Annotated in this window: 24 protein-coding genes and 1 other RNA gene; 6 read left to right on the plus strand and 19 right to left on the minus strand. The window is 54.0% G+C overall.

Annotated elements, in window-relative coordinates:
• Nucleotides 1-44 precede the first annotated feature (44 nt).
• The 12 genes from murG to rsmI form a co-directional block, all read right to left on the minus strand.
• On the minus strand, nucleotides 45-1,142 hold the full coding sequence (gene murG, locus ACJJJA_RS17835; protein WP_252082962.1) for an undecaprenyldiphospho-muramoylpentapeptide beta-N-acetylglucosaminyltransferase: 1,098 nt from the start codon (nucleotides 1,140-1,142) through the stop codon (nucleotides 45-47).
• Nucleotides 1,142-2,374 carry a putative lipid II flippase FtsW gene (ftsW, locus tag ACJJJA_RS17840; RefSeq protein WP_444902943.1) on the minus strand — a complete coding sequence of 411 codons (1,233 nt, stop codon included), beginning with the start codon at nucleotides 2,372-2,374 and terminating at the stop codon, nucleotides 1,142-1,144. Before ftsW ends, murG begins: the two co-directional genes overlap by 1 nt.
• On the minus strand, nucleotides 2,371-3,753 hold the full coding sequence (murD, locus tag ACJJJA_RS17845; RefSeq protein ID WP_444902944.1) for a UDP-N-acetylmuramoyl-L-alanine--D-glutamate ligase: 1,383 nt from the start codon (nucleotides 3,751-3,753) through the stop codon (nucleotides 2,371-2,373). Before murD ends, ftsW begins: the two co-directional genes overlap by 4 nt.
• 7 nt (nucleotides 3,754-3,760) lie before the next feature.
• Nucleotides 3,761-4,846, minus strand: a complete 1,086-nt coding sequence (mraY, locus tag ACJJJA_RS17850; RefSeq protein WP_252082965.1) for a phospho-N-acetylmuramoyl-pentapeptide-transferase — start codon at nucleotides 4,844-4,846, stop codon at nucleotides 3,761-3,763.
• A complete protein-coding gene (locus ACJJJA_RS17855) occupies nucleotides 4,846-6,225 on the minus strand; it encodes a UDP-N-acetylmuramoyl-tripeptide--D-alanyl-D-alanine ligase (RefSeq protein ID WP_444902945.1) in 1,380 nt (459 codons plus the stop codon). The genes mraY and ACJJJA_RS17855 overlap by 1 nt, the downstream gene beginning before the upstream one ends.
• Complete coding sequence (locus ACJJJA_RS17860) at nucleotides 6,222-7,751, minus strand: UDP-N-acetylmuramoyl-L-alanyl-D-glutamate--2,6-diaminopimelate ligase (protein WP_444886948.1); 1,530 nt, start codon at nucleotides 7,749-7,751, stop codon at nucleotides 6,222-6,224. The genes ACJJJA_RS17855 and ACJJJA_RS17860 overlap by 4 nt, the downstream gene beginning before the upstream one ends.
• The gene (locus ACJJJA_RS17865; RefSeq protein WP_444900068.1) at nucleotides 7,748-9,508 is read right to left on the minus strand and encodes a peptidoglycan D,D-transpeptidase FtsI family protein; all 1,761 of its coding nucleotides are present in this window, start codon (nucleotides 9,506-9,508) and stop codon (nucleotides 7,748-7,750) included. Before ACJJJA_RS17865 ends, ACJJJA_RS17860 begins: the two co-directional genes overlap by 4 nt.
• A 166-nt stretch (nucleotides 9,509-9,674) precedes the next feature.
• Nucleotides 9,675-9,950 carry a cell division protein FtsL gene (gene ftsL, locus ACJJJA_RS17870; RefSeq protein ID WP_252082969.1) on the minus strand — a complete coding sequence of 92 codons (276 nt, stop codon included), beginning with the start codon at nucleotides 9,948-9,950 and terminating at the stop codon, nucleotides 9,675-9,677.
• A 4-nt stretch (nucleotides 9,951-9,954) separates the two neighbouring features.
• Complete coding sequence (gene rsmH / locus ACJJJA_RS17875; protein ID WP_444902946.1) at nucleotides 9,955-10,887, minus strand: 16S rRNA (cytosine(1402)-N(4))-methyltransferase RsmH; 933 nt, start codon at nucleotides 10,885-10,887, stop codon at nucleotides 9,955-9,957.
• Nucleotides 10,888-10,899: 12 nt separating this feature from the next.
• Complete coding sequence (mraZ, locus tag ACJJJA_RS17880; RefSeq protein WP_252082971.1) at nucleotides 10,900-11,343, minus strand: division/cell wall cluster transcriptional repressor MraZ; 444 nt, start codon at nucleotides 11,341-11,343, stop codon at nucleotides 10,900-10,902.
• A 465-nt stretch (nucleotides 11,344-11,808) separates the two neighbouring features.
• Nucleotides 11,809-12,176: RNase P RNA component class A (rnpB, locus tag ACJJJA_RS17885), an RNA gene on the minus strand.
• A 69-nt stretch (nucleotides 12,177-12,245) separates the two neighbouring features.
• Nucleotides 12,246-13,088, minus strand: a complete 843-nt coding sequence (gene rsmI / locus ACJJJA_RS17890) for a 16S rRNA (cytidine(1402)-2'-O)-methyltransferase (RefSeq protein WP_444902947.1) — start codon at nucleotides 13,086-13,088, stop codon at nucleotides 12,246-12,248.
• Nucleotides 13,089-13,127: 39 nt separating this feature from the next.
• Between rsmI and ACJJJA_RS17895 the strand changes: the two genes are divergently transcribed.
• The 4 genes from ACJJJA_RS17895 to ACJJJA_RS17910 all read left to right on the plus strand — a co-directional run bounded on the left by ACJJJA_RS17895 (nucleotide 13,128) and on the right by ACJJJA_RS17910 (nucleotide 16,638).
• Entirely contained in the window at nucleotides 13,128-15,041 is a 1,914-nt protein-coding gene (locus ACJJJA_RS17895) for a penicillin-binding protein activator (RefSeq protein ID WP_444902948.1), read from the plus strand.
• Nucleotides 15,028-15,390: a YraN family protein gene (locus ACJJJA_RS17900; RefSeq protein ID WP_444902949.1), complete on the plus strand. Its 363-nt coding sequence runs from the start codon at nucleotides 15,028-15,030 to the stop codon at nucleotides 15,388-15,390. Before ACJJJA_RS17895 ends, ACJJJA_RS17900 begins: the two co-directional genes overlap by 14 nt.
• 63 nt (nucleotides 15,391-15,453) lie before the next feature.
• Nucleotides 15,454-16,044, plus strand: coding sequence for an SIS domain-containing protein (locus ACJJJA_RS17905; protein ID WP_226645585.1), 591 nt, complete (start codon nucleotides 15,454-15,456; stop codon nucleotides 16,042-16,044).
• 3 nt (nucleotides 16,045-16,047) lie between these two features.
• On the plus strand, nucleotides 16,048-16,638 hold the full coding sequence (locus tag ACJJJA_RS17910; protein ID WP_252082975.1) for a BON domain-containing protein: 591 nt from the start codon (nucleotides 16,048-16,050) through the stop codon (nucleotides 16,636-16,638).
• A 128-nt stretch (nucleotides 16,639-16,766) separates the two neighbouring features.
• Here the strand turns inward: ACJJJA_RS17910 and ACJJJA_RS17915 are convergent, their stop codons facing one another.
• On the minus strand, nucleotides 16,767-17,957 hold the full coding sequence (locus ACJJJA_RS17915) for a thiolase family protein (RefSeq protein ID WP_444886954.1): 1,191 nt from the start codon (nucleotides 17,955-17,957) through the stop codon (nucleotides 16,767-16,769).
• Between the two features lie 178 nt (nucleotides 17,958-18,135).
• Between ACJJJA_RS17915 and ACJJJA_RS17920 the strand changes: the two genes are divergently transcribed.
• Complete coding sequence (locus ACJJJA_RS17920) at nucleotides 18,136-18,732, plus strand: LemA family protein (protein ID WP_444884045.1); 597 nt, start codon at nucleotides 18,136-18,138, stop codon at nucleotides 18,730-18,732.
• 3 nt (nucleotides 18,733-18,735) lie between these two features.
• A complete protein-coding gene (locus ACJJJA_RS17925; RefSeq protein WP_444902950.1) occupies nucleotides 18,736-20,631 on the plus strand; it encodes a M48 family metallopeptidase in 1,896 nt (631 codons plus the stop codon).
• Between the two features lie 19 nt (nucleotides 20,632-20,650).
• Here ACJJJA_RS17925 and ACJJJA_RS17930 read toward each other — a convergent pair whose 3' ends face one another.
• From ACJJJA_RS17930 to petA, 6 genes are all read right to left on the minus strand, one after another.
• Nucleotides 20,651-21,274, minus strand: a complete 624-nt coding sequence (locus ACJJJA_RS17930) for a Yip1 family protein (protein ID WP_444889628.1) — start codon at nucleotides 21,272-21,274, stop codon at nucleotides 20,651-20,653.
• Between the two features lie 106 nt (nucleotides 21,275-21,380).
• Nucleotides 21,381-22,559 carry a GGDEF domain-containing protein gene (locus ACJJJA_RS17935; RefSeq protein ID WP_444902951.1) on the minus strand — a complete coding sequence of 393 codons (1,179 nt, stop codon included), beginning with the start codon at nucleotides 22,557-22,559 and terminating at the stop codon, nucleotides 21,381-21,383.
• 167 nt (nucleotides 22,560-22,726) lie between these two features.
• Nucleotides 22,727-23,122, minus strand: a complete 396-nt coding sequence (locus tag ACJJJA_RS17940; RefSeq protein WP_252086012.1) for a ClpXP protease specificity-enhancing factor — start codon at nucleotides 23,120-23,122, stop codon at nucleotides 22,727-22,729.
• Nucleotides 23,123-23,147: 25 nt separating this feature from the next.
• Nucleotides 23,148-23,774 carry a glutathione S-transferase N-terminal domain-containing protein gene (locus tag ACJJJA_RS17945; protein ID WP_252082981.1) on the minus strand — a complete coding sequence of 209 codons (627 nt, stop codon included), beginning with the start codon at nucleotides 23,772-23,774 and terminating at the stop codon, nucleotides 23,148-23,150.
• A 104-nt stretch (nucleotides 23,775-23,878) separates the two neighbouring features.
• Nucleotides 23,879-26,080 carry a ubiquinol-cytochrome c reductase gene (locus ACJJJA_RS17950; protein ID WP_444884042.1) on the minus strand — a complete coding sequence of 734 codons (2,202 nt, stop codon included), beginning with the start codon at nucleotides 26,078-26,080 and terminating at the stop codon, nucleotides 23,879-23,881.
• Nucleotides 26,077-26,676 carry a ubiquinol-cytochrome c reductase iron-sulfur subunit gene (gene petA / locus ACJJJA_RS17955; protein WP_444884041.1) on the minus strand — a complete coding sequence of 200 codons (600 nt, stop codon included), beginning with the start codon at nucleotides 26,674-26,676 and terminating at the stop codon, nucleotides 26,077-26,079. Before petA ends, ACJJJA_RS17950 begins: the two co-directional genes overlap by 4 nt.
• Nucleotides 26,677-26,754 lie beyond the last annotated feature (78 nt).

The raw sequence follows: 26,754 nt of genomic DNA on the forward strand, positions 1-26,754 counted from the left end.
CAGAAGCCATACTTTCTAACCTTGATCCACTCATTTTTTATTTGCTATCTGACAAGAGCCAGCTGTTCAGCGCAGGCACCTACTACCTGCTCGGTTGCATCAATTTTTGCCACACTGCGCGCAGCTTTCGCCATCGCAAGCAACGCTTGAGGGTCTGAGAGAAGCTTCTGCAATAATTCTGACAGACTCTGTGCATCCATGGCGCTCTGCTGAATTACCACAGCGCCACCGGCATTCTGTAACCACTCGCCATTGCGTGTCTGATGATCATCAATCGCAAAGGGAAAAGGCACCATAATTGCGCCCACACCAGCGGCAGCGATTTCCGACACAGTCAGCGCCCCGGAGCGACAAATGATCAAATCTGCAACGCTATAGGCATCGGCCATATTCGCAATAAAAGGTACAACCTCTGCCTCTACTCCCGCAGCCTTATAAGCTTCTTGGGCCAACGCTGCATGACGTTCACCCGCCTGATGAACCACTTTCGGCCGTAGGGATAACGGCAGAAGAGCCACAGCTTTTGGCACCAGCTCATTAATTGCCACAGCGCCGAGACTGCCACCGAGCACCAGCAGGCGCAGTGGTGCCTCATTTCCGATACGCTGTTGCGGCTCAGGCAAACTCGCAATCTCAGTGCGCACCGGATTGCCAACCTGCTTAGCACCAGGCAAACCACTGGGGAAAGCCTCCAATACCCTACTCGCGATTCGAGCAAGCAGGCGGTTAGTGGTGCCGGCAACCGCATTCTGCTCGTGAATAATCAGCGGAATTCCACTGAGTCGTGCTGCTACACCACCGGGACCGGTGGCAAAGCCACCGAACCCGAGCACCGCATCTGGTGCTACCGCCCTTACCACGGCACGGGCCTGGACCACCGCGCGAAAAATCTGCAGAGGTGCCTTGAACAAGGCCAATTTGCCTTTGCCACGCACACCCTCCACACGAATACAGTGCAGTGGAATATTCGCCTCGGGAATTAAACGCGCTTCGATACCGCGCTGTGTACCCAGCCACTCAACACTGGCACCGCGCTCCTGCAAGGCTTTTGCCACTGCCAGTGCTGGAAATACATGGCCACCGGTACCTCCGGCCATCAGTAAAAACTTCTTATTGGCGAAAATTTTTTCTTCATGGGACATCAGACTACTTCCCCACTACCAACGCCAGCACTGGTGCGGCGCCGGGCAAAAATTGGCAACTTCCCAAACAAACCAGGACTTTCCTCACTATCCCCGGCTTGCCCAAATTGCCCTCGCAATTCAGTGCGAACCCTCAAAGCCAACCCCAATAGGGCACAGCAAATAATCAAACTACTACCACCGGAACTGACAAACGGCAGGGTCAGCCCCTTAGTCGGTAACAACCCTGAAGCCACTCCCATATTCACAAAAGCCTGGCCAGCAATCTGTATTGCCATACCAAATGCCAGTAAAGCCGCAAAAAATTTTTGTTGCGCCAGGCCTTCACGGACCAAACGCAATAACGAACAGGTCAGGAGCACAAAAAGCCCAACAACAACCAAGCCGCCAAACATGCCCCACTCCTCGGCGAGGATGGCAAAAATAAAGTCGGTATGGGCCTCGGGCAGATAAAACAGTTTTTGCACGCTATTACCCAGCCCCACACCAAACCATTCACCACGACCAAAAGCGATGAGCGATTGGGTCAACTGATAGCCACTGGCAAACTGGTCTCCCCAGGGGTCTAGAAACGTTAGCAGGCGCTGCAAACGATAGGGGCTCATCAGCGCCATCAAGGCCAAACCGCAAGCCGCTGCCGCCACGAGTAAAAACGTGTGGGGTAAGCGTGCACCACCCAAAAACACCATCGCCAGCACTGTGCCGGAAAGTACTACCACAGAGCCGAAGTCCGGTTGCAATAACAGTAAAAAAGCAACCATCGTGAGAATAACCACCGGTACCATAAAGCTGCTCCAGTGGTGTAATTGCTTGCTGCGCCGGGTTAGAAAACTGGCAAAAAATACCAGCATGCAAAACTTCGCCACTTCTGCAGGTTGGATAGTAATTCCCGCAAACACCAACCAACGTCGACTACCATTTACCTCTCGACCAATACCTGGCACCAATACCACGATTAAAAGCAGACAGGAAAACAGTAACAGTGGCCAAGATAGGCGCGACCAAATAGCCAATGGGATCTGGCTTACCAATAACGCCGCAATTGCCCCAATTAACAAGAATACCAAGTGACGCTTCAGGAAATACCAAGGGTCTGCATAAATATCTGTAGCAAAAGCGATCGACGCTGAAGCCACCATCACAACGCCGATGCTCACCAGCGCCAAAACGCTAAAAGGTAAAAGAGCATCGAGAAAATCACGCCTGCTATTTAGGGAGGGCAATTCACTCATTGTCCCTCCCGTGAGCACTCACACAGCGTCGCTACAATATTGCGGAAGTCTTCACCACGCGCTTCAAAATTGCGATACATATCAAAGCTGGCACACGCCGGGGAGAGCAACACGTAGTCTCCGCTATGCGCCAAAGTTCGGGCCTTACTCACAGCATCCGCCATAGAATCAGCGCTGAGTGTGCTGCACTGGCCAGCAAACACGCTGGCAATTTTGTCGCCATCAACACCGATTGAAACCACTGCACGCAGGGAGCCTGCGCTTTTCTTCAATGCGGAAAAGTCTGCACCTTTACCATCTCCACCTGCGATTAAAACTATTTTACGGGTTGAGGTCGCCAATCCATCCAGCGCGGCCTGAGTTGCACCTACATTAGTGCCCTTAGAGTCGTTGACATAAGTTACGCCATGTAAATCCGCCACGCGCTCACAGCGATGTGCCAAGCCAGGAAAACTACGCAGCACCGACAGCATTGCCGCCACAGGCAGCCCCACTACAGTACCCATGGCCAATGCAGCCAGAGCATTGGCAATATTATGCTTGCCCACCATCGCCAGCTCATCGACCGGCAATAACTTCTCACTTCCTTGAGCCAACCACTCACGCTCCCCAGATAAGCACACACCAAACTGTTTTAAGTCCGGTCGATCAAGGCCGAAAGTCCACTCACGCCGCTCGCGCGACAGAGGTCCCTGGCTCAGGGGGTCATCGCGATTAACCACAAATACTTCTGCACCGCGATAAATCCGTTGCTTCGCCCGGTGATACTCCAACATACTGGGATAGCGGTCCATATGGTCCGCACTCATATTCAAAACAGTCGCTACTGTTGGAGTGAGGGAATAAGTTGTCTCCAATTGGAAACTGGAAAGCTCCAGTACAAACAACTCCGGTAAGGGGTCATCCAATAAATCGAGCACCGGTACGCCAATATTGCCACCCACCCGCACAGAAATGTTGGCGGCTTCAGCCATTCTGCCAAGTAGTGTCGTGACCGTGCTTTTGCCGTTAGAACCAGTAATCGCGGCCAATTTCGCTTTAGACTGCTTTCGCAGTAAAGCCTGGGCAAATAATTCAATATCACCAACAACCGGAATACCCTCGGCAACGGCCTTTTGCAAAACCGGCTCCGCCAAGGGCACACCTGGGCTGACAATAATTAAACTGGCCGCAAGTAAAGTGTCTGGACGTAGCGGGCCGGTTTCCACCACGACCCGAGGAAACTCCTCCTGAAAAGCCGCAAGCCCTGGAGGGTTATCACGGCTATCCACCACCACCGGGGTATGACCATGACGCAGCAGGTAGCGCACCACCGATTGCCCGGTAGCGCCCAGTCCAATTACCACTTTATGCTGCGAGGAAGTCGCGATCAGGCTCATTGTATTTTTATCGGAGTTTCAGTGTTGCCAGTCCAGCCAGAACCAGAATTACCGTGATAATCCAGAAGCGCACGATTACCCTCGGTTCGGGCCAACCTTTCAATTCAAAATGGTGGTGCAACGGGGCCATGCGGAAAATACGCTTACCCGTCAACTTGAAGGACGCAACCTGCAGGATGACTGAAACAGTTTCCATCACAAACACGCCTCCCATAATAAACAGCACAATCTCGTGGCGAGTGATCACCGCAATGATGCCCAGTGCCGCACCCAAGGCCAGGGCACCTACATCCCCCATAAACACCTGCGCCGGATAGGTGTTAAACCATAGGAACCCTAAGCCTGCACCGCACAGAGCGGCACAAAATACGGCGAGTTCCCCCGCACCAGCAATCGCAGGAATATGTAGATAATCGGCAAATTCCGCATGTCCAGATAAATAAGCAATAATTCCCAGTGCCCCGCCTACCATCACCGTAGGCATAATTGCCAGGCCATCAAGACCATCGGTCAGATTAACCGCATTACTGGAACCCACCACTACAAAATAGGTCAGCAAAATAAAGGTGACGGGCCCAAGATTAATAGCGACGTCTTTAAAGAAAGGCACAAAGAACTGGGTTTCCGCCGGGCTGGTCGCACTCATAAATAAATATATGGCCGCCCCTAAACCGGCAATGGACTGCCAAAAATATTTCCAGCGCGCGATGAGGCCACGGGGGTTCTTGTGTACAACTTTTTTATAGTCATCGACAAAACCTACCGCGCCGAAGACAAAGGTCACCAGTAATGTGACCCACACATAGCGATTACCAAGATCCGACCATAGCAGCGCCGAAGCAAAGATCGAGGCGAGAATCAGGGTGCCGCCCATAGTGGGCGTACCGGATTTACTCAAATGTGTTTCAGGGCCATCGTCGCGAATCGCCTGACCCACTTGTAAATGGTTCAGCCAGTTGATCATACGTGGTCCAACAATCAGGGAAATCCCCAGTGCGGTAAGGGCCGCAAGAATTGCGCGGACAGTTAAATAATTGAACACCGAAAAGGTGCTCACATGTTGTTGTAATAATTCCGCCAGCCAAAGCAGCATTACGACTCCCCTCTGCTGTTGCCAAGCAGGGCCTGAGCGACCAGTTCCATACGGGCACTACGAGAACCCTTCACCAAAACAGTGGTGTTGTTATCTAATTCATGGGTCAGAGCCGCGATCAACGGCTCCCGCTCCCGATAATTCTGCAGGGGCTCATTGCCCCCATGGCTAAATGCCAAGCTGGCAGCAGTGCCTAATGGTCCCAGGGTAAACAGCGCATCAAGCCCACGCTCTCGCGCCAGATCACCTACATCGCGATGCATATCCTCAGCATCCGGCCCCAACTCCGCCATGTCCCCAAGCACCAGGATTCGTTTCCCTGGTCGTTGTGCCAAAAGCTCAATAGCCGCACCTACAGAGCCCGGATTCGCGTTATAGCTATCGTCGATAACTGTGGCTCCACAAATACCGCGCTGCTCCTGCAAGCGGCCGCTGACACCTCTCAGGCTTGATAGCCCCTGAACAATTTCTTTTGCCGATATCCCCGCGGCAAAAGCACAGGCTGCCGCTACTAGAGCGTTGTGCACGTTGTGCTCTCCAAGTAGCTGAAGCTGCAACGGGTAGCTAAGCCCTTCAATCACTAGGTCAAATCCGGCACAGCCACTGTTATTCAGGACAATATTTTCCGCAAAGATTTCACATTGGCTGGCAAGCCCCACCTCTAAAGTGCGCACACCTTCGGGCATTCGCCCGCGCCAATAGTCTGCGTAATTATCATCGGCATTAATAATTGCGGTTCCACCGACATCCAACCCTGTATAAATTTGACCTTTGGCTTTGGCGATGGCGTCAATAGAACCAAACCCTTCAACATGAGCGGGCATAACATTATTGACGGCACTCACTTGTGGCTTGCCGATACTACACAGATAAGCAATATCGTCAGGGCCATTCGCCCCCATCTCCAAAATCAGTACATCGTGCTCTTCGCTGAGACCGAAAAGGGTTATCGGCAGACCGTACTGGTTGTTTAGGTTGCCTGCAGTCACACAAGGTGTGTGGCGTTGGGAAAAAATCGCCGATAGCATTTCCTTAACCGTGGTCTTGCCACAGGAACCAGTAATCGCAATTACTGGACCAGAGAATTTCTCACGACACAACAGACCAATTTGTCCGAGTGCTACGGTAGTATCTTTCACCCGCCACTGAGGCAGGCCGCAACCCCGAACCTCCCGATCAACAACTAAGCCAAGTGCCTGACCATCAAGCTCTCCGACAAAATCATGAGCATCGAAATTGTCACCAACCAATGCAACAAACAGTGCTTGGGGGTTTAATTTACGAGTATCTGTGCACACCTCAGAAAATTCGACCGGGCCATTGATCAACTCACCACCGAAGCGTTCTTGCAGTTGCTTAAGAGATAACGACCCAATCACTGGGCTTCCCCCTTCATCCCTTCAACCTTGAGGGGCTTACCCATACGCCGAAGCAACGCAGAAGCTGCCTGCTCACGATCGCAAAAATGAATTTTTTCGCTGCCGATAATCTGGTAATTCTCATGGCCCTTACCAGCGATCAGCACTATATCTCCCGGCTGTGCCGCAGCCACTGCCTGGCCAATAGCCTTGGCCCGATCAATTTCTACTTCAATATTACTGGCAGCACCTTCGAGGATATCGTCGATAATTTTTTGCGGCTCTTCACTGCGGGGATTGTCGCTGGTAACAATGGCCCGATCGGCCATTTCCGAAGCTATACGCCCCATTGAAGCGCGCTTACCAGTATCACGATCACCACCACAGCCAAATACACACCACAATTTCCCACGGCAATAAGGGCGTGCAGCGGCCAACGCCGCTCGCAACGCATCTGGAGTATGGGCGTAATCGACCAACACACCCACTTCATAGACACCTTCGACTTGAACTCGCTCCATACGACCGGGTACCCCCTGAATAGAGGGAAAAACCGTGAGAATTTCCTCGAACGGCATACCCGCCGAAGCAGCAGCAGCGATAACGGCAAGTGCGTTATAAATATTGAAATCGCCAATCAGCGATGCATTGAGTTCACCGCTCCCCCAGGGAGAACTTAGCTGGACAGAAAAGCCTTTTTCATGACGGCGTAAATCTGTCACATGCAGGTCGCCCGCCTGCAGGCCATAGGTCAATACACGCAACCCGCGCAATCTGCAACGCTCCGCCAGTTGAGCGCCGAAAGGGTCATCCAGGTTTATAATGCCGCGCTTTAATTTTGGCAGGCCAAATAATTTTTCTTTGGCAGCCCCGTAGGCTGCCATATTGCCGTGATAATCCAGGTGGTCGCGGGAAAGATTGGTAAAAATTGCGGTATCAAAAATAAGACCATGTACTCGGCCCTGAGACAGGGCATGGGAGGAAACTTCCATCGCCGCAGCACCTACTCCGCGTCGGCAAAAATCGGCAAAGTCCTCCTGTAGCCGCACAGGATCAGGAGTTGTAAGACCCGTCTCATGCAGCTCAATCACCCCGTGATTCCATATGCCATTGCCAATGGTACCGATCAGGGCAGCGCTGCCAAAATGCCGAGCCAATAACTGGGAGGTGAGATAAGCGCAGGTAGTTTTACCATTGGTGCCGGTCACTCCCACCAAATGCATTTTTCCGCTGGGATTATCGTGGAAGCGCGCGGCTATTTCCCCCACCCGCTTAGCAAGCCCGGGTACGGTAACCACAAGGATATCCTTGTGGGTTTTACATTCCAGTTTGTCCCCATCTGCCAACACTACGGCAGCGCCAGCTTCTATTGCGGCATCAATATATTCCCGCCCATCCACGACAGAGCCGCGCAACGCCATAAAAGCATCGCCAGCTTTCACCTTGCGGCTATCCAGAGCTACACCACTAACAGGTACATCGGGTATGCTCGCGTATCCGGGCACCAATTCCTGCAGGGAGATAAATGATTGTTCGCGCTGAGTCACGACTTTGAACCCCTTCCGGTTAACTGCGCGGCCAGCTGCCGTTCCGCCGGCTCTTTAAGCTCTGGCGGTACTTGCAGCAGGCGCATAGCCCCAGCCATCACAGCGCCAAATACCGGCGCTGCCACTTCACCGCCGTAGTACTTCGCCTGGCTGGGATCGTCTATTACTACAACCGCGGCAAGGCGCGGCTTGTCTGCGGGAATAAATCCCGCAAATACTGAGCGGTAGCGATTATCGGCATAACCACCACTACCAACCTTGTGAACAGTGCCAGTCTTGCCCGCCACTCGGTAACCCTCTACAGCGGCTTGACGGCCAGTGCCGCGGCTGCCAATTACGGTCTCCAGCATGGCGCTCACATCCTTAACGAGCGGCCCTTCGACTACCCGCTGCGCCTCAGAATCGGGCTTATCGTCAGATAGAATCAGGGAAACCGGACGTTTAAGCCCACCGTTAGCCAACACGCTGTAGGCCTGGGCCAATTGCACCCCATTCACGGTTAAACCGTAGCCGAAGGCAAAATTAGCCCGCTCGATTGGGTGCCAGCGGCTGCGGCTAGGTAGGATTCCCGGCGTCTCACCAGGAAAACCACTGCCAACCGCCTCCCCCAAACCCAGGCGGTAAAAGAGTTCTCGAAGCGTATTTGGTTCCAAATCCAGGGCAATTTTTGTAATACCCACCTGACTCGACTTGGTGATAATGCTGGTTAGATCCAACTTGCCGTAGTTGACCGGATCCACCAAAGTTTTACCGGGCACGCGGATATAACCCGGGCTTGTATCTATTTGGGTATGGGGCTTGTAGCGACCTGTCTCCAGCGCCGCCAATACCGTCAAAGGCTTTACCGTAGAGCCCGGCTCAAACTGATCAATCAGAGCTCGATTGCGCATGGCCGCCGCCCTAACTCCCTTGCGGTTATTGGGGTTAAAAGAGGGCTGGTTAGCCATAGCGAGGACATCGCCACTGTGGATATCCAAAATCACCATAAAACCGGAAGCGGCACCATTTTCTGCCACAGCACTTTTTAATTCCCGATAGGCGAGGTATTGCAGACGCATATCAATCGAGAGGCGCAACTCCTGACCGGGTTGAGCCTCTCTCTGAATAGCCAGTTCTTGCACCGTGCGACCTTTCAGGTCCTTAACCACCTGCTGCGCACCTGGCTCTCCGGACAACCAGTTATCGTAAGCAAGCTCAATGCCCTCCTGACCGCGATCGTCGATATTGGTAAAGCCCAATAGCTGCGCAACCACCTCGCCGGCGGGATAGAAGCGGCGGTATTCCTTTTTGCTGTAGACACCGGGCAAATCGAGAGACAAGACCCGCTCCGCCTGCTCTGGGGTCAGGTGGCGACGCAGATACATAAATTCCTTATTGCGGTATTTTTCCAGGCGCGCGGTCAACTTATCCGCCTTTAACCTCAGCGTCTTAGCCAGTTGCTTTACTTGTTCGGGACTGCTCTCGCGCAATAATTTGGGATTGGCCCAGAGGCTGTGCACCGGGGTGCTAACCGCTAACAGCTCTCCGTTGCGATCGACAATGGAACCCCGATAGGCGGCTATCTCCTCGGTACGGATGGTGCGCGCGCGCCCCTGATCCTGCAGGAAGCGATATCCCCGTTCCGCTGCAGGAACCACCTGTAACCGCGCCAAGTGAGACACCAGTGCCAGGGCGAGCAGGCACAACAGAACCGCTACCAGCACAAAGCGCCAGCGAGCGATTCCCGGTTGAACTTGCTTTTTCTTTACTGCGCCCATAATTTTCCAATTTGGCGTTATATTGTCATCCTGAGGGCAAACCTCTTAGCGGGGCGATTTAACCGGTACCCCGACAGCGCATCGATAAACAAATTTTCTTATGTTTATTAAGTCAATTTCCGGTGTACACTACCTAAAAGAGCCGCCTACACTCCGACCAAGCCAATCACTCCACTGGCACCAAGATCTGCTCTGAAGGGCTCGGCATGCGCATTTTTAATTCTTCCCGGGCCACTTTCTCCACACGGCTATAAGCAGACCAGGCCCCCCGCTCAAGCAGCAGGCGCTCCTGCTCATAACGCAATTCATCGCGGGTCTTTTGTGCGCGGCCTAGCTCTGCGGTCAATTCTCTGCTGCGCTGAGTCGAATACACCACTGCCAACGCCGAGGCAATTGCACCCACCCAGAGCACAGCAATGCCAAGAAACGACCGTATTGGCACAGAATCAGCACCCACCCTGCTTTTCGGCAATCCGCATCACCGCACTGCGCGAGCGCAGGTTTTCATCCACCTCAATGGTGTTAGCCTTGACCGCTTTGCCCACTGAACGCAGGGGCTTCGCGATTTGGCTATCCATTACCGGAAGTCCGCGGGGCAATTTGGGTCCGCGCTCTTTTTCGCGGATAAAGCGCTTGACCATGCGATCTTCCAGCGAATGGAAGCTGATAATCACCAACCGGCCTCCCGGCGCGAGCAACTGCAGAGACTTCTCCAACGTACTCTGCAGGTCGTTCAGCTCACCATTCACATGAATGCGAATAGCCTGGAAGACTCGAGTAGCCGGGTGCTTACCCTTTTCCCAAGCTGGATTGGCTGCCTTCACTACCTCAGCCAAATCCAAAGTTCGCTCGAAGGGCTTTTCAGTGCGACGGCGAACGATGGCTGCGGCCATTCGCCGCGCGAAACGCTCCTCGCCATATTCTTTAAACACCCGGACCATCTCATCCTCGGCCTCGGTATTCACCCACTGCGCTGCGCTGATACCCCGGCTAGTATCCATACGCATATCCAGCGGCCCGTCCTGCATAAAGCTAAAGCCGCGCTCAGCCTGATCCAACTGGGGAGATGAAACCCCTAAGTCCAACAGGATTCCGTTAACACTTCCCGCCCTCTCGCCAACAGCGAGATCCATATCGGCAAAGGAGCCGTGCCAAATTGAAAAGCGCGGCTCAGCAGCAAAACGCTGCTGCGCATAGTCAATCGCCTGGGGGTCTTTATCCACAGCCAACAATTGCCCCTTGGGGCCCAGTTGTTCGAGGATCGCAGCGCTGTGTCCACCGCGCCCAAAGGTCCCATCCACATAGAAACCTTCGGTGTCAGTCACCAGAGCGTCCACGGCCTCGCGCAACAACACACTGCGATGCAATTCTTGAGACACTCGGTGTACTCCTTATAAAGAAAGGGAAGCCATTTCCTCGGGCATTCCCTCCTCGTCGTCACTATTATCGAGCCAGGACATCCATCGTTCCTCGCTCCAAAGTTCTAATTTCTTGCCCTGCCCCACGAGCATCAGCTTTTTCTCCAGCCCCGCATATTCGCGCAGAGTAGGAGGGATCAAAACGCGGCCATTGCCATCCACCTGCAGCTCACAGGCATAACCAATCAGTAATCGCTGGGCCCGGCGCGCCACCTTATTAAAGCTGGGAAGGGCCTCGACTTTAGGCAAAATTTGCTGCCACTGCGGCGCCGGATAGACCAGCAGGCAACGCTCCTCTGTATGAGCTGTGATCACCAGGCTACCGGCGCACTCCTCCAGCAAGCGGTCGCGGACCTTCGCCGGTATCGCCAGACGCCCCTTGGCGTCCATATTGATTGCATGGCTGCCTAAATACACTTTGTGAGTTCACTCGCTCTGCTAGGCGATTGTCGCGGAAGGCCCCTTCATCCAGCGGGCCGATAGCGGGAAAAATTTAAACTTACGCCACACTGTGTAAATGCCCACTTACAGGCGACGAATAAACCACAAAGTTCCACGAATTTCCACTTTTACCCACTCTCGACACTATAAAACTGGTCGACGCAAAGTCAAGGAAATCGACCGCAAAGTCCGCATAAACCCCAGTAAAATCGGGGTCTACAGCAAAGATGGGAGTAATGACATATAAATCACTGTCACAAAGTAACAAAATGGAGTGGGCACCCACTTACAAAATAGTCAACCATATTAAACTAGCCGCCACAGCACCAGTAAGCGCGCCACGATCAAAAACAGGGGCACATCCGTTCCATTCTCCGCCAAAGACTATGCCAAGCTAGAGGGAACAAAATAAAAAGCCCGGCGAATGCCGGGCTTTAGATATGTGTGAGCTGGCCTGTAAGCCGGGTTCTGTCGAGGACAACCATTCATCTGGGATGCCTGTCACCAGACACCTCAAGCGACCTACCCGCCCTCAGTGCGGGTCACACCTATAGAGGGCCTATTTGGTCTTGCTCCGAACGGGGTTTACCGTGCCGCGGACTGTTACCAGCCGCGCGGTGCGCTCTTACCGCACCCTTTCACCCTTACCTGTGCTTCCCCAGACCAAAATCGAGGGAAGCCATCGGCGGTCTACTCTCTGCTGCACTTTCCGTAGGCTCGCGCCCCCCAGGCGTTACCTGGCGTTCTACCCTATGGAGCCCGGACTTTCCTCCATCGCACAAGGCGACAGCGATTGCCCGGCCAGCTCGCGGCGAAGAGTAATGAGGCGACAGCCGGAATGCAACAGGCATTTTCCCTGAACCGTGAAAGACAGCGCCTTATTTTTGCTCCAGGCTCCAGTTATACAGGACCTTCTTATTAACACCGGTAATCTCCGCAGCAATAGCGGCGGCCTTTTTCGGCGGTAACTCGGCCAGTAGCAGAGTCATCACTCGCTGCGCCTCTCCATCCAGCGCATTGTCGCGGCGACGCTCAGCACCACGCACCAACAATACAATCTCTCCTCGCTGCTGATTACTGTCGGAACGCACCCAATTTACCAACTCACCCAAAGGCATCAACTGGAATGTCTCGAAGGCCTTGCTCACCTCCCGCGCAATGACCGCTTCGCGCTCAGCGCCAAAAATCTCTGCCATCGCCTGCAAGGTATCTGCGACCCGATGGGGTGCCTCATAGAAAACCAGAGTGCGGCTGTCTGATGCCAACTCCTGTAATGCTCGCTCACGGGGGCCGGATTTGGAGGGTAGAAAACCCTCAAAGCTAAAACGGTCACTGGGCAAGCCGGCAGCACTCAGCGCGGCGACAAAGGCACAGGCGCCTGGGATAGGCACCACGCGAACACCCTTTTCTCGCGCCTCGCGCACCAGACGATAGCCGGGGTCGGAGATTAGTGGGGTACCGGCATCGGAGATCAGCGCCACCGTTTGCCCTTGCTCCAGGCGATGTAGTATCTGTCCCGTACGCTTGCCATCGGAATGATCGTGATAGGCCATTAGCGGCGTATCGATATTGAAATGGGAAAAGAGTCTCTGACTGTGACGTGTGTCCTCTGCCGCAACCAGATCGGCGCATTGTAGAACTTCAATCGCTCGCGGTACCATATCGGCCAAATTACCGATGGGCGTAGCAACAATATATAGCAGCGCCTGATCCGGCCCCATAGCTGTTCACTCCAAATATAAATATTGCGGGAGAAGAATATGTTCGCCTCTTCCCGGCGTACCTCTACTGTGATCACCAGCGTGGCAGCCGCCGCTCTGACACTGGCCTTAGCTGCCTGCCAGACTCCAGCCTCACGGCCTGGGGGCTACCAGCCCTCCTATCCGGCAAACCACCAAGTCAGCCGCAGTGATGCCCTGCGGCTGCTGCGCCGCGCAGATACCCTGCCGGCACCCGCTAGGGACCAACAGCGTCTGCAAGCGGCGGCTATTCTATACGAGCTGGGCGACAAAGAGACGGCCAAAGACGCAGTAACCCAAATAATTCCCGAGCAGCTCAACGACACTCTGTTTGCCAGCTACGCCCAGGTTTACGGCCATCTACTGGTTGATAATGACGATTTCTTCGAGGCTTTAGACCTAGCAACCTCGACGCGCCTCGACAGCGTCTGGAGGCAACTACCCCGCGATACCGCCCTGCCGTTGCGAAACCTGCGTGCCGACCTATGGGGGCTTTTGGGAGACTTGGATAGCGCTATATCTGAGCGCCGCGAGATTTCCTACCTGGCCCAATCTGATGAAAGTATCACCGAGAACAACAACGGCTTCTGGCAACTGCTGACCCAGCTGCCCTCCAGCGAACTTCAGCAGCGCGCTAACAGTAGCAGCGATACCCAGATGCGCGGCTGGTATCAGCTCGCCCTGCTGGGGCGCGATACCCAGGCCGATATCAGCTCTCAACTCACCGCCCTGAGCCGCTGGCGGGAGCGCTGGCCGGCACACAGTGCCAATTCCCACCCACCCGAGGCACTGCAACTACTGGAACGCCTAGCTGCGCAGCGGGCAGATAATATTGCCTTATTACTGCCTATCAGTGGCTCACTGGGCAGTGCCGGCCGCGCGATTCGCGATGGTTTTATGGCCGCCCACTACACCGCTTTAAAAGCTGGTGCAGCAACGCCTCGGGTATTGGTGTACGACACCGGTAGCGAGCAACCTTTCGAGGAGATTTATCAAAATGCTGTAGACGCGGGGGCGCAGTTTGTTGTCGGCCCTCTCGATAAAAGTAAGGTCGCTAATTTGCTGGCCACTGAAAAGCTACCCGTCCCCACACTCGCACTGAACTATGGCGACAGGGGCCGACTTACTGGCGACCTGGTCCAATTTGGACTGGCAGTTGAGGATGAAGCTCGCCAGATTGCTCGTCACGCCTATCGCCAAGGACATCGCCAAGCGATGGTTTTGAGCACCAATAGCAGCTGGGGACAGCGTGGTGCCGAAACGTTCGTGGAGGAGTGGCAGCAACTCGGCGGCTCCGTAAGCATCAATGAAACCTTCACTAATAACAGCAAATTTTCTGACCTGGTCAGCGATGTCCTACTCATTCCCGACAGTAAGGCGCGCAAGAAGGCACTTCAGAGACGCCTGTCGGCGCCACTGGAGTTCACCCCACGCCGGCGCGGTGACGTCGACATGGTCTTTGTTGCCGCCCTGCCGCAGCAGGCGCGACAGCTCAACCCCATGTTGACCTACTTCTATGCTGGAGACCTGCCGGTTTATGCGACCTCACATGTTTTTGCCGGCCAGGCCAACCCAAATCGCGATCGAGATATCAATGGCGTGCGCTTTACCGCACTGCCCTGGCTGTTTGAAGACAGTGAAACCAAAAGGGATATCGAAGAACAGGTAGCCCCGCAGGCAGCATTCGCCCGCCTTTACGCTCTGGGCGCAGATGCTTTCCGCCTCTACCCGCGTCTGCCAATGTTGCGCCAGTTCCCAGAGCAAAAAGTACACGGCCTCACCGGTGCACTGAGCCTAAGCACCGACGGGCGCATAGTGCGCGAGCAGATGTGGGCTCAAATTGAAAAAGGTGTACCGGTACCGATTACAACCATAGAACCCCCGATACCAGCGCGACAACCCAGCCTGCAAGCGGATAATAGTGAAACTTTTTAAAGGCTCCACAGGCAGTATCGGCGCCCACATGGAGGGCGCCGCGGCACGCTATTTACAGCGTGCCGGACTCACCCTGATCGAACGAAATTACCGAAGTCGCCACGGAGAGATAGACCTTATCGCCCGTGAAAGCGATACTGTAGTGTTTGTGGAGGTGCGCTTCCGCCGCAACAACCGTTTCGGCGGGGCCGGAGCCAGTGTGGATATTCGCAAGCAACAGAAACTGCTCGCCACTGCTCACGGCTATTTGCAACAACACAAACTGGACTGTCCCTGCCGCTTCGATGTCCTTGCTATAGAGGGCGATGCGCAAAACATTCAGTGGATTAAAAACGCCTTCGAAGCTTGAGGCAAAACCGAGATTTACCTTGCCAAGTATGGCGAACCCCAGTTCGCCAGTATTAAGGACACAATGGAACAGCGAGTCGTAACCCTTTTTCACCACAGCCTGGAAGCCACCATGAACGCCGGTGAGATACTGGCGCCCCTGATTGCGGAAGCCAGTGAGATGGTGGTGCACACACTGCTGGCAGAGAGCAAGGTGCTGCTCTGCGGCAATGGGGTCAGCGGCGCCCTGGCACAGAGTTTTTGCTCTCAACTTACCGGGGGGTTCCAGCGCGAGCGCCCAGGCCTGCCCGCCATGGCCCTTAACAGTGACGGCGTCTCCATGGGCACCGTTGCGCAAAATCACGGCAGCGCCGATACCTTTGCGCACCCAGTGCGCGCACTGGGACAACCCGGCGACCTTTTGGTAATTATCAGCAGTGATGGTCGCGACTCAAATCTCGTTCAAGCCATGCGCGCTGCACGGGATCGCGATATGGGCATACTGGCGCTGACCGGTGGCGACGGTGGCGATTGTGCAGCCCTGCTAGACACACACGATATTGAACTGCGAGTGCCTTCTGATGTCGCAGCAGAGGTACACCAGGTGCACCTTCTGACTATTTTTTGCCTGTGTGATCTAATCGACAGCAGCCTTTTTGGTGGCTACGAGGACTGAACCATGAAAAAAAACCAACTTTCCTTGGGAAAACGCCTTCTCTCTGCCCTTGCCGCAACCGCATTACTCGGTGGCTGCAGCACCGTTATGGAGGCTACCCACGATGGCCCCATTCAACAAGATCCCGGCAAACGCTCACTGGGCACCTATATCGATGACGAGAGAATCGAAACGATAGTGACGGTCAATATCAATAAGGCACATCCGGATCTGAAGACCTCAAATATCGATGTAACCTCCTTTAACGGAGTCGTGCTACTCACTGGACAGGTGCCCGATCAGGAACTGCGCCTACTCGCCGGGCGCACTGCCAGCCAAGTACAAAATGTTCGCCAGGTTTACAATGAAACTCAGGTTCGCGGTAAAGTTACTTTTCTAGCCTCTACCAGCGATACCTGGCTGACCACCAAAGTAAAAACCAACTTACTCGCTCACAAAGAAATTGATGGTGCGCGCATTAAAGTCGTGACGGAAAACGGAGTCGTTTACCTGATGGGACTGCTCACCCCAGCCGAGGCCGAGCGCGCTGCTGACCTCACCCGCTCGATTGGCGGGGTTCAGAAAGTGGTGAAAGCGGTGGAATATATCAACTAACAACACATCCACTGCGCGCTACTGTAGCTAGGCCTTAATAAGAGCCTGGTGATATCGGTCAAAAAGAACAAGCGCAAAAAAACGGAGGCAAAAGCCTCCGTTTTTTATTTCTAACTATCGCGCGGGACCTATACCCGCTCAATCGCTACTGCTGTGGCCTCACCACCGCCGATACAGAGGCTCGCCACCCCTTTTTTCACATCGCGCTTTTCCATCGCCGCCAGCAGGGTGGTCAGGATGCGGGCACCGCTCGCGCCCAAAGGATGCCCCAATGCGCAGGCGCCACCATTCACATTGACCTTCTCCCAGGGCAGATCCAGCTCGCGCATGGCCGACATGGTCACCACAGCAAAGGCCTCATTGATTTCAAACAGGTCTACATCGCTGACGGACCAACCAGAGTTTTCCAGCAGCTTGTGCATGGCGCCCACCGGAGCGATGGTGAACCACTCGGGTTCGCGGGCAAACTGAGCCTGTGCCTTGATCACTGCCAACACTTTGAGACCGCGCTTCTCCGCTTCACTCTTGCGCATCAGCACCAGGGCGGCGGCGCCGTCAGAAATAGAGCTGGAGTTGGCCGCGGTGACAGTACCATCCTTGCGGAAGGCCGGCTTCAGCTGGGGAATCTTATCTGGGCGGGCATTGCCGGGGGCCTCATCCGTATCAACCTTTACCTCGCCCTTACGAGAAGCGATGGTCACTGGGGCGATCTCACGAGCGAAACTGCCACTTTCGATGGCTGCCTGGGCCCGAGCCAGGGATTCCAGTGCGAAAGCATCCTGCTCCTCACGGGTAAAACCGTATTTTTCGGCCGTACTCTCGGCAAAGGTGCCCATCAACTTGCCATCTGCCGCGTTTTCCAGGCCGTCAAGAAACATTGAATCCTTGACCTCGCCGTGTCCCAAGCGCATGCCGGAGCGAGCTTTGGCCAGCAGGTATGGGGCATTACTCATGCTCTCCATACCGCCGGCAACGATGACTTTGCCTTCACCCAAGAGTAGTGCGTCGCGGGCCATCATCACGGTCTTCATACCGGAGCCGCAGACCTTATTAACTGTGGTAGTAGGCGTGCCTTCGGGAATACCCGCAGCCAGGGAAGCCTGGCGGGCAGGCGCCTGCCCGACTCCGGCCGGAAGCACACAGCCCATCAGTACTTCATCGACATCGGCAGGAGACACGCCGGCGTCTTCCAGCGCCGCGCGAATGGCCGCGGCGCCCAGCTGCGGCGCGCTCAACGCCGACAGGCTCCCCTGCATAGCACCCATTGGGGTGCGTGCCATTCCAACGATCACTACTGGATCTGAGGTTACATCGCTCATTCTGTCTGCTCCCAGTTCAGCGCCGCCATCCCTGTCGTGGCGGCAATTGTTTTTAATGTCGCGGCATTATAGCCGAAGCCATACCCCGCTCCGCCAGAACCCCGGGGCAATACGTCTCGATCGCCACGGGGGCATGTTACTATCGACGCCAATCACAAGAAAAAGTGGCGAGGGGATTATGGAGATTTCAAGCATCGTCGTTCTGGTTGTTTTGGCCGCACTGTTGTTCTACGGGATCGGCATCTTCAACCGGCTGGTATCCCTAAAAAATCGCAACGAGAATGCCTTCGCTCAGATTGAGGTGCAGCTTAAGCGCCGCCACGATCTGATCCCCAACCTGGTGGAAACCGCCAGGGGCTACTTACAGCATGAGAGGGATACCCTTGAAGCGGTGGTCAGTGCACGCAACACCGCCATTAGCGACCTGAAGGCCGCGGCAGCCAGCCCTTCCAACGCCAGCGCGATCGACAACCTCGGCCGTGCTGAAAGTGCCCTAAACAGCGCTCTGGGCCGCTTCAATGCTGTTATGGAGGCCTATCCAGATCTCAAGGCCAACCAGAATATGATGCAGCTCAACGAGGAGCTGAGCAGCACCGAAAATAAGGTTGCCTTTGCCCGCCAAGCCTTTAACGACGCAGTCACCAATTACAACATTTACAAACAGAGCTTTCCCCCCGTTCTACTGGCGGGATTCTTTGGTCACCGCGCCGACGGCCGCTTACTGGAGTTTGCCGACAGCGAAGCCATCCAGGTAGCACCACGAATCGAGTTTTAAGCGATGAACTTCTTCGAGTACCAGGATAAGGCCAGGCGCAACAGCGGCTTGTTAGTCGGACTCTTTACGTTGGCGTTAATTCTGCTGGTTGGATTGACCACCTTGGTGGCTGCCGCTGCGGTTTCGTATTCCCGCGGCCAGGCTTTTTCCCCACTAGCGATCGAGCAGCTGCTCGGCTGGCAGACAGTGGGCTACATAGCACTTACCATTGTGGCTATCGTGGCCCTGGGCAGCCTGTACAAACTGCAGCAGCTGGCCGCCGGCGGTAAAGTGGTAGCTGAGTCGCTGGGCGGGCGCAAACTCAATATCGCCTCTCAGGGCCCTGCCGAACAGCGCGCCCTGAATGTGGTAGAGGAGATGGCCATCGCCTCCGGTACCCCGGTGCCAGATGTGTACCTGATTGAAGATCAAGCCATCAATGCATTCGCCGCCGGCTACAAGCCTTGCGATGCGGTGATCGGTCTTACACGCGGCTGCATTGAAAATCTCAACCGAGACGAGCTGCAGGGCGTGGTGGCGCATGAGTTCAGCCATATCCTCAATGGCGACACACGTCTGAATATCCGTATCGTCGGCCTACTGAACGGCATATTGATTATCGGCCTGCTGGGCCACTGGCTGGTGCGCGGCGTCTACCCCAACAGTAGAGATAACCGCGGTCGTATACCCCTGTTTGCTTTGGGCCTAGCTCTGATGGTGTTGGGCTATGCAGGCACATTACTCGGCAACCTAATCAAATCCGCTGTGAGTCGGCAACGGGAATATCTTGCAGACGCCTCTGCGGTCCAGTTCACCCGCAACAACGCAGGTATTGCCAACGCCCTCAAGAAAATTGGCGGCTGCAGCACTGGCTCAAACCTCAGTAGTGGCAGAGCGGCTGAGTTCAGTCATATGTTTTTTAGCAGCGGCCTAAAGCGCTCTTTTTTCAACCTGTTCGCCAGCCACCCTCCCCTGAGCAAACGCATAGCGCGGCTAGAACCGAGCTGGAATGGCCTCTACCTCAATGAGCGAAGCTCCACTGCAAAAACACAAACTAGAGAAACAAATTCCGGATCAACTATCCATTTCGTCGACTCAGCCCCCTTCCAGGTCGCCCTGGAAGCGGTGGACAACAGTATTGCCTGCCCCAGTGCACAACAAGTGCAATACGGCCGTCAGCTACTGGAATCTATCCCCTCCGCTATCCTGCAGGCTGCTCACGACCCCTTCATCGCTCGTGCTCTGATTTATCATCTGCTGCTGCACAGTGGGGAGAGCGAGCGCGAGACCCAGATGGTGCTATTGAAGAAAATCGCCCATCCCGCGGTAGTAAGAGAAATGCACAAGTTAGCTCCACAACTAAAAGCCCTGCCCGACAATGCGCGCCTGCCGCTTTTAGATCTCTGCGTACCCGCACTCAAAGTACTGGTTCCACAGCAATACCAGGTATTCAAGAGAAACCTGATTAAACTATTGCGCAGCGATGGAAAGATTGAGATCTGGGAGTGGGCCCTGTATCGAGTATTGATGCACGCCATGGAAGAGAGTCCCGATCGGCAGCGCCTTTCCAACAAGAAAGGCGCTGGTAACGATGCCTCTCGTTTCCTGATCGCAGCCATTGCCCATGCGGGTAATAGCGAGTACCTACCGGCAAAACGCGCCTACGAGCAGGGGCTAAAGTTTTTACAGCTAGAGGTTACTCCACTGCCAAGCCGCAAAGATATCGATCTGCAGCATCTGGACAAAGCGATCGCTATAGCCTGTCAAATGAAGCCTTTAGAAAAGCCCTTACTGCTAAAAGCGTTGGTTTACACTCTAAACCACAATGGCATTATCAAGGCGGAAGAGATTGAGCTGCTCAGAGCGATAGCGGACAGCCTGGATTGCCCTATGCCGCCCCTAGTATTAAAAGAAAACTAGCCTGGCAAATTATTTACTCTTAAGGCGCGTGGTGCTGATAGATTGGGCCTATGCCCACACTCCATAAAATAACGGAGGTGATTAGCACTGTGACCATCAACACCAAGGCCACGGTCAACACTGCGCAAGCATAAAGGAAGGCCCGCTCTTTATTCATATTCATCAAAATGGGGATGCCTGCAAACACCAGATAGATGGAATACATACCCGCAATTCCGACCGCAGCCATGGTCAACCAGGGGTGTGGGAAAAGCACGACAATGCTGGCAAGAAAAATTGGTGTGGTGATAAAAACGGCGAGTGCTGTACCTTCATAGTGCCTAGTGGGCTCATCCCCCTCGACCCCATAGGACCTGGCCATCCAGTTGATAAATTCCCCTAGGAAATAAACACCAACCAAAAGAGCAAAATAGGTAACGATTGATAAAACCGCCGCACTCTCAGGGGTCAGCTTCGCCAAGTGCCCGCCTACTTCAAACCCTACCCTAGTTACACCAAAATAACCGGCAACTGTAGGTATCAAAGCTAGAAATGGCACATGGGTCATGAATACCTGGAAGAAAGAATGCCTGTCCGCCCGTATAGCTTTCCACTCTTTCTCTGGGTTGGTCAGAATACCAATAGTGTGACTGAGTAACCGCACGCTTATTCTCCCTTTAATACCCTGCTTTGCAGTATCGGGGGTCGGCGCGAAAATAACCAATGCAAATAAGAAATTAAGCGCCACTTTCAAATCAGGTTGATTTATATCAATGGTGGATACTCATGCGATTTCGACCACTGCGTTTAGCTTTATAAAGTGCCTGGTCCGCAGCTTTTAGAATCTCCTCAGCCCTTCTCAATCTCCTGCTTTTCTGGGCAAGGCCGATACTAACTGTTACCTTGACTTGCTGGCCCGTACGGTTCTCAGAACGCCAAAATTTATTCCCAGAGCTACGTTTTCCTGAGCGCAGATGCATAGGGTAAGAGGCAATTTTCTCCCGCATAAATTCCAGCTGTTTCTCTGCCGCCTCCCGGTCACGCCCCGGTATCAGCAACACAAATTCCTCACCACCGTAGCGAAATAATTGCCCCGGTGCATATCTGGCAATTTGGGTAGCCACCATCCGCAATACCTGATCTCCAAGCTGATGCCCAAAGCGGTCGTTCAGCTTTTTAAAATGATCGATATCAATCATCGCAATGCAATAGTGCCACCCCGGTGTAAGCATTTGATAGCGAAACGCCCTCCGAGACTTAACCCCGGTCAGTTCATCGCGAAAAGCCAACTCATAACTACTCCCAAGCAACGAAGTTAGAAGAAGTAAGCCCGCTACAGACATCAGAGGAATCAAGGGCATACCACTCCAAACCCCATAAAACATTAGCAGGTTGCAACTTAGCAACCCCATGGCTGTTGGTCCTGGGTAAAGGATCAATAGAGCGAATGCCCCCATTGAAGCCGCCATACAGGCCAAAAGTGGTAGTGGGGAGGAGAACGATTCAAAGGCTAACGACCAAGCCGGCAAGTGGGGCAACGAGAACTGCTGCAACAGTGGACCAAAGTTCTGCTGCATCCAAAAGAGCCCCATCCCCTGCCCAAGAAGCGCCAATAGCCAGACACCCCCCAAATAGCCCCAGATACTACGATCGCGGCTACAACTAAATAGCATCACATTGAGAGCTATCAATCCCAGGTAAATAGGTAGGTCCTGCTCCCACCCCAATAACCAGTCCAGGCGAGTCGCCCCATAGAAAGCCATCAGCAGCAATGCAGCCAAACCAACCCGGCTGGAGTGGTAAAAAAAACTGAGTAGAAGCGCCCCTACCAACAGGAGAAATGGCAGCTGGGCATTGTGCAGAAAGGCCAAATCAAGCCAGGGTAAGTATTGGACAAGCGGTAAACCCAGAAGTAGCCCAGGTATCCAGCTAAAACGCAGCCACTGCAAATACGACGGCATGGTGATGAATAGGAACTAAAAAATAACAGGCAATTTTACGCAACTAGCAAGCGCGTATTCTCAGAAGTAAGTCACAGAAATAGAGAGGAGCGAAAATAAGCTAGAGTAAAAACAACAAAGGGGGCAAAACCGCCCCCTTCGAAATCCTGATGCGACTACTTCACCACCCTTAGCGAGGGCTTTTTCACCGACTTTTTGCCTAAACTGGTAGGCGGTGTCGGCTCCGGCGGTTCCGGGGTCTCTTCAGGCTCGAACACCATGCCCTGCCCATTTTCACGGGCATAGATACCGATAACCGCCCCTACCGGGACTTGTATATCGGTAGGCACGCCACCAAAACGCGCATTAAATCTGATCGCATAGTTGTCCATGGTCAGGCCAACCACAGCACTTTCCGAGACATTCAGCACAATCTGGCCGTCGTCGTTAACATGCTGTTGAGGCACCAAGACTCCAGACAAATGGGTATCCACCAGAATATAGGGAGTGCACCGGTTATCGGTTATCCACTCATAGAACGCCCGTAAAATGTAAGGGCGATTGGATGTCATAGCCGGCTTACTCACAAAAGTGTCCTCAACGCATTTCCCGTTCGTACTCAGTCAGGCTCTGCTGGAAGGCTTCGCGAGCAAATAGGCGATCCATATAATCCAGTAACGGCTTAACCTGCTTGGTTTTAGGCAAACTGACTTCAAACTGCTCAAGACGCCACAGCAGCGGGGCCATGCAGCAATCAACCAGAGAGAACTCTTCATTAAAGAAATAGGGCAACTCGGTAAACATCGGCGCGATACCAACGAAGCTATCGCGCAGTTCTTTACGCGCAGAAGCTACATCTTTGCCGCCGGCCAAGATTTTATCTACCAGCGGGCACCAGTCACGCTCGATGCGGTGCATAATCTGGCGGCTCTGTGCACGGGCAACCGGATACACAGGCAGCAACGGCGGATGCGGGAAACGTTCGTCCAGATATTCCATCATCACCTTGGTTTCGAACAATACTAAATCGCGATCTACCAGGGTGGGCAAAGAATTATAGGGGTTGAGGTCAGCGAGCTCGGCTGGTTTATCATCGGGATCAACATCAATGATGTCGACGGAAACTCCCTTTTCTGCAAGCACAATGCGCACGCGGTGGCTGTAGTGACTGCGACCATCGGAAAAGAAGGTCATCGAGGAGCGCTTGTTGGTAGGCACACCCATGTTCAATCTACCTCAAACTAGTTGGTCGGCGAGCGCCAACCTTTTCAAAATATAAAAGGGTGGCGGAGCAACTCCACCACCCATCAAAGAGAAACCGGCGAAACTTAGTGGTGTATGTCTTTCCAGTACTCGCGGTTCAACAGCCAGGCGAAGATAAAGAATACAAAAATAAACGCCAGCACGTAGAAACCAATGCGCTTGCGATCTTCAGCCATAGGCTCGGCAATGTACTCCATAAAGTTGACCAAGTCATACATAGCCTGGTCGAACTCTTCAGGATTCATGGAGCCCTTCACACTACCGACTTTCAGGCTGCCACAATCGGCATCCATAATGGGGTTGCCCAACTCATCGCGCACAATCTTGCCGTGGTCGCGCTTAGGACCCGGGGCACATTCCGGCAAACCCTGCAGCTCCATCAAAACATGGGGCATAGCGACACTGGGGAATACCAGGTTGTTCACACCGGTAGCCCGGCTGTCATCCTTGTAGAAACTGCGGAGATAAGTGTAGAGCCATTCCGGTGAGCGGGAGCGGGCCACCAGCGTCAGGTCCGGAGGTGTGGCACCGAACCACACCTTGGAGTCATCCGGACGCATGGAGATCTCCATCAGATTACCAATCTTATCGTTGCCCAGAACCAGGTTCTGCATCATCAACTCGTTGGGGATATCCAGATCGGTGGCAACGCGCTCCCAGCGGGAGTAGTTGGCACTGTGACAACCCATGCAGTAGTTGACGAAGTACTTGGCACCGCGCTGCAGAGACGGCTTGTCCTGCAGGTCGATATTGATGTGGTCCAGCTCAACACTGGACTCGGCACCTACGGCCTTAATCGGGATAAGGGTCAGCAGTCCGACAACCACGATACCAATAAACAGGATACCGAAAGTCTTGGCGCCAGACGGGCTGGTTACACGCTCAGGTTCCGGATATACGTCATCGCGGTTAGTAATCCACGGCAGAGCGGCAAAGAAGCCCGCCAGTAGAAGGGTTACCACAGCCATGAAAGTATTCACAGAGAGATTGGCAACGGCCATCCACAAGAACAGCACACCGAAGCCGATACTTACAACCCAGGAACCAATGCCTTTTTTGCTCTTCGGATTCGTCCAGACCGGCATGGTCAGGAAGAAGGCGAAATAGAACAGAGTCGCCACCTGAGACAGGAAGTTGCGTTCAGGGGTCGGAGATTTAACACCAAGATAACCGAGGATAATAAATACCGCAGCGAACACCAGCAGTAATGCCTTGGGCAACCAGCCTTTGTAGCGGATGGAACGCACCGGGCTCTTATCCAGCCAGGGCAGCACAAACAGCACCGCAATAGCAGCACCCATAGCAACAGTACCGAGGAACTTAGCCGGTAGAGGGCCAATATCCATAGTTACTGCGCGCAAAACTGCATAGAAGGGTGTGAAGTACCAAACCGGGGCAATATGTGGCGGTGTCTTCAGCGGATTTGCCTCTTCGAAGTTAGCGTACTCCAGGAAGAAGCCACCCATCTCCGGGAAGAAGAACACCACGGTTGCGAAGATAAACAGGAATACCGCAATACCCACCAGGTCGTGAACCGAGTAGTAAGGGTGGAAAGGCACGCCGTCTTTGGGAATACCGTTCTCGTCTTTGTTCTTCTTGATCTCGATACCGTCTGGGTTGTTAGAGCCCACTTCGTGCAGCGCAAGAATGTGCAATACCACCAACAATACCAGCACCAACGGCAACGCAATGACGTGCAGAGAGAAGAATCGGGTCAGAGTAATACCTGAAATCAGGTAGTCACCACGAATCCACTCCACCAGGGTGTCACCGATGCCGGGTATCGCACCAAACAGGGACACGATCACCTGGGCACCCCAGTAGGACATCTGACCCCAGGGCAGCACGTAACCCATAAAGGCTTCGGCCATTAGCACCAGATAGATACACATACCGAAGATCCACACCAGCTCGCGGGGCGGCTTATAAGAGCCGTACATCAGGCCGCGGAACATATGCAGATACACCACCACGAAGAAGGCAGACGCACCTGTCGAGTGGAGATAGCGTATCAACCAGCCCCACTCCACATCACGCATGATGTATTCAACGGAGGCAAAGGCGCCCTCTGCAGAGGGGTTAAAACTCATTACCAGCCAAATACCGGTCAACAACTGGTTGACCAGTACGAGCAGGGAGAATACGCCGAAGAAGTACCAGAGGTTAAAGTTTTTGGGCGCATAGTACTTGCCCATATGCTTATCCCAGGCCTGGTAGATCGGCAGACGCTGATCAACCCAGTCACCGAAATTTGCTAGCCATTTCATGCAGCGCCCTCCTGGTCTACACCAATCACGATTACAGCATCGCTTTCATAGGAATAAGGCGGAACCTCCAGATTGGTAGGTGCCGGAACACCGGCGTATACACGGCCAGCCATATCGTATTTGGAACCGTGGCAGGGACAGAAGAAACCGCCCATCCATTCGTCACCGCCAAGGTCGGCGGCACCGACTTCGGGACGGTACATAGGCGCACAGCCCAGGTGAGTACACAGACCAACCAAAACCAACAACTTCGGCTTGATAGAGCGGTTTTCCGGGTTTACATAAGCCGGCTGGATAGACTCTTCGGAATTGGGGTCTCGCAATAGCGGCTCCACCTTTTCCAGGTCCTGTAAAATCTCGTCAGTACGACGGACCACATATACCGGCTTGCCGCGCCACTCAACGGTGACCATCTGACCCGGCTCAAGTTTGCTAATGTTGTACTTAACCGGAGCGCCCGCAGCTTTCGCCTTGGCACTCGGCTTCCAGGAAGCGACGAAAGGCACGGCCACCCCAACCGCACCCGCACCACCAACTACAGAGGTAGCAGCGGTTAAAAAACGGCGCCGTCCTACATTTACACCGTCATCACTCATGACGTAGTTCTCCCATCACAGCGATCCCGGACAGACCGGAAATGCGCTGGCCCAAACCCAAAAAGTCTTGAAAGAAGT

Source organism: Microbulbifer mixtoriginis (SeqCode), from assembly GCF_052466865.1.